Below are 4,349 nucleotides of genomic sequence, written 5' to 3' on the forward strand. Positions count from 1 at the left end.
GCTGACCGGCTTCAGCCGCCAGCGCGGTCTCGCCGCCGACGGGCGGTGCAAGGCGTTCGCCGAGGACGCCGACGGCTTCGGCATGTCCGAGGGCGTCGGGATGCTGGTGGTGGAGCGGCTCTCCGAGGCCCGCCGCCGGGGCCACCCCGTGCTGGCCGTCGTGCGCGGCTCGGCGGTCAACTCCGACGGCGCGTCGAACGGGCTGACCGCCCCGAACGGACCGTCGCAGGAACGGGTCATCAAGGCCGCGCTGGGCGCCGCCGGGCTGAGTGCCGCCGACGTGGACGTGGTGGAGGCGCACGGCACCGGCACGTCACTCGGCGACCCCATCGAGGCGGAGGCGATTCTCGCCACGTACGGGCAGCGCCCGGCCGGCGCCGCGCCGGTGCTGCTCGGCTCGGTCAAGTCGAACCTCGGGCACACCCAGGCCGCGGCCGGCGTCGCCGGCGTGCTCAAGATGGTCCTCGCCATGCGGCACGGGCGGCTGCCCCGCACCCTGCACGCCGAGCGCCGCAGCTCGCGGATCGACTGGGACTCGGGAGCGGTGCAGCTGCTCACCGAGGCCCGCCCGTGGCCGGCGGCGGACCGGCCGGTGCGCGCCGGCGTCTCGTCGTTCGGCATCAGCGGCACCAACGCCCACGTGATCGTCGAGTCGGTCGCCGAGGCGCCGCCGGAGGCCGCCGAATCCGAGCCGCCGCAGGAGCGCGCGCTGCCGTGGCTGCTGTCGGCGCGTACCCCGCAGGCGCTCGCCGGCCAGGCGCGGCGGCTGCGGGAGCACCTCGCCGCCCGGCCCGACCAGCGGCCCCTCGACGTGGCGTGGTCGCTGGCCACCAGCCGGGGCGCCTTCGACTCCCGAGCGGTGCTGGTGGCCGCGTCCGCGCAGCGGGTCGCCGACGCCCTCGACGCGCTGGTCGAGGGCCGGCCCGACCCGGCGGTCACGCGCGGCGAGGCGCGGCCCACCGGCCGGTGCGTCTTCGTCTTCCCCGGGCAGGGCTCCCAGTGGCTCGGCATGGGGTTGGACCTGCTCGACCAGGCCCCCGTGTTCGCCGAACGCATGGCGGCCTGCGACGCGGCGCTGCGGCCGTACCTGGACTGGTCACTGCTGGACGTGCTGCGCCAGGCGCCGGGCGCGCCCGGCCTCGACGAGGTCGACGTCGTGCAGCCCGCCCTGTTCGCGATGATGGTGTCGCTGGCCGAGCTGTGGCGCTCGTACGGCGTGCAGCCGGCCGCCGTGGTCGGCCACTCCCAGGGCGAGATCGCCGCCGCCTGCGTCGCCGGGGTGCTCTCCCTGCCCGACGCGGCCCGGGTGGTGGCGCTGCGCAGCCGCGCGCTACGGGCTCTGGCCGGGCACGGGGCGATGGCCTCCGTCGCGCTGCCGGCCGACACGGTCCGAGATCGGATCGCCCGCTTCGGTGAGCGGATCTCGGTCGCCGCCGTGAACGGGCCGGCCGCCGTCGTGGTCTCCGGCGAGCCGGAGGCGGTCGAGGAACTGCTCGCCGAGCTGGCCGGCGAGCAGGCCCGGGTGCGGCGCATCGCCGTCGACTACGCCTCCCACTCCGCCCAGGTGGAACGCATCCGCGACGAGCTGGCCGAGGTGCTGGCCGGCATCGCCCCCGGCCCGGCCGCCGTGCCGCTGTTCTCCACCACCGACCTGCGCTGGCTCGACGGCGAGGAGATGGGGCCCGACTACTGGTACCGCAACCTGCGCCGGCCCGTCGAGCTGGAACGGGCGATCCGCGCGCTGGCCGCCGAGGGCCACGACGCGTACGTCGAGTGCAGCCCCCACCCGGTGCTCACCGTCGGCGTGGAGGAGACCCTCGCCGACCACGACGGCGATGCCGTGGTGGTCGGCTCGGTGCAACGCGACCAGGGCGGCCGGGAGCGGTTCCTGCTCTCCCTGGCCCAGCTCCACGTGTCCGGGGTCGCGGTGGACTGGCGGCCCGCACTGGCCGGCGGCCGGCGCGTCGACCTGCCCACGTACGCGTTCGCCCACCGCCGCTACTGGCCCCGGCCGGTCTCCGGCCCCGGCGACGTCGGCGCCGCCGGTCTGGACGCCGCCGGTCATCCGCTGCTCGGCGCGTCGGTCGTGCTGGCCGAGACGAGGGGCCACCTGTTCACCGGGCGGCTGTCGGCCGACGCGCAGCCGTGGCTGGCCGACCACCGGGTCACCGGCAGCGTGCTGGTGCCCGGCACCGGCCTGGTGGAGTTCTGCCTGCGCGCCGGCGACGAGGTCGGCCACCCGTTCCTCGACGAGCTGGTCATCGAGGCCCCGCTGACCCTGCCCGCCGACGGCGCGACGCAGGTGCAGGTGGCGGTCGGCGCGGGCGCCGGCGACGGACGCCGGCCGGTGACCGTGCACTCCCGGCCCGCCGACGCGCCGGCGGGACAGCCGTGGACCCGGCACGCCAGCGCCACCCTCCGCGCCGACCAGCCCGCGGTGTCGCCGCAGCTCACCGCCTGGCCGCCGCCCGACACCCGGCCCGTCGACCTGACCGGCTTCTATGCCGGCCTGGAAGCCGACGGGTACGCGTACGGGCCGGCGTTCCAGGGCCTGCGCGCGGTGTGGACCGGCGGCGACGAGGTCTACGCCGAGGTGGAGCTGCCGGCGGCCCAGCGGGTCGACGCCGACCGGTACGGCCTGCACCCTGCCCTGTTCGACGCCGCCCTGCACGCCGCGCACTTCGGCGGTCTCGCCGGGGCCGGGGCCGGCCAGCTCCTGCTGCCGTTCGCCTGGAACGGCGTCAGCCTGCACGCCACCGGGGCCACCGCCCTGCGGGTACGGCTGACCCGGGTCGGGCCGCACGCCATCGCGCTGACCGTCGCCGATCCGACCGGCGCCCCGGTGGCCGAGGTGGCCGCCCTCACGATGCGCCCGATCTCCACCACCGAGCTGGCCGTCACCGACGACCGGGCCACCCGCGACGCCCTGTTCCGCGTCGACTGGACGCCGCTGCCGCCCGTCGAGACGGCCACCCCGGTTGACGCCGTGGCCGTCGCCCCCGGCCTGGACGGGTTCCCGCTGCACCACGGGCTGGACGGGCTCGCCGACGCGGTGGACGCCGGACTGGCCCTGCCCGGGGCGGTGCTCGTGCCGCTCGGCGCGCACCCCGCGCAGCCCAGCCCCCGCGCGGCGCGCCATGCCGCCGTGCAGGCCCTCGACCTGGTCCGGCGCTGGCTCACCGAGCCCCGCTGGGCGGCGTCGCGGCTGCTGCTGGTGACCCGGGGCGCGGTGGCCGTGCACCACGCCGGCGAGGTGACCGACCCGGCCGCCGCGGCGGCGTGGGGCCTGGTGCGCTCCGCCCAGTCGGAGAACCCGGGCCAGATCGTCGTCGTCGACGTCGACGGCGACGGGATCGGCCCGGACGAGGTGGCCGCCCACCTGGCGGCGGACGAGCCGCAGGCCGCGATCCGGGTCGGCGCGGCGTACGTGCCGCGGCTGGCGCGGGCCGGGTCGGCCGGCGAGCTGCCCGCACCGCCCGCCGCCGCGTGGCGGCTGGACGCGCCGGTGCGCGGCAGCCTGGAGAACCTCACCCTGGTCGCCACCGACGCCGCCGACGCCGCGCTCGGCCCCCGCGAGGTCCGGGTCCGCGTCCGCGCCGCCGGCCTCAACTTCCGCGACGTGCTCAACGCGCTCGGTCTCTACCCGGGCGACGCGGGCCCGCTCGGCGGCGAGGGCGCCGGCGAGGTCGTCGAGGTCGGCGCCGAGGTGACCGACCTGCGCCCTGGCGACCGCGTCTTCGGTGTCTTCGTGGGCTGCTTCGGACCCGTCGCGGTCACCGACCGCCGCCTGCTGGCCCCGATGCCGGCCGGCTGGTCGTACGTCGAGGCCGCGTCCGTGCCGGTGGTCTTCCTGACCGCGTACCACGGGCTGGTCAACCTGGCCGGGCTCACCCGGGGCGAGTCGGTGCTGGTGCACGCGGCGGCCGGCGGCGTGGGCATGGCCGCCGTGCAGATCGCCCGCCACCTCGGGGCCGAGGTGTACGCCACCGCCAGCCCCGCCAAGTGGGACGCCCTGCGCGCGCTCGGCCTCGACGAGGAGCACCTGGCCTCGTCCCGGACCCTCGACTTCGAGACCCGCTTCACCGACGCCACCGGCGGCCGGGGCGTGGACGTCGTGCTGGACTCGCTGGCCCGCGAGTTCGTCGACGCCTCGCTGCGGCTGCTGCCGCGCGGCGGGCGGTTCGTCGAGATGGGCAAGACCGACATCCGCGACGCCGCCCGCGTCGCCGTCGACCATCCGGGGGTGGCCTATACCGCCTTCGACCTGACCCTGCAGGAGCCCGACGAGGTGCAGCGCATGCTGGTCGTTCTGCTGGGGCTCTTCGAACGGGGGACGCTCACCCCGCTGC

Annotated in this window: 1 protein-coding gene; it reads left to right on the forward strand. The window is 77.4% G+C overall.

Going from position 1 to position 4,349, the window contains the following annotated elements:
- On the forward strand, positions 1 to 4,349 hold a 4,349-nt coding region (locus tag KBX39_RS24545), incomplete at both ends, for a type I polyketide synthase (protein ID WP_210872716.1).

Source organism: Micromonospora sp. D75 (genome assembly GCF_018070405.1).
Classification (GTDB): Bacteria; Actinomycetota; Actinomycetes; order Mycobacteriales; family Micromonosporaceae; genus Micromonospora; species Micromonospora chalcea.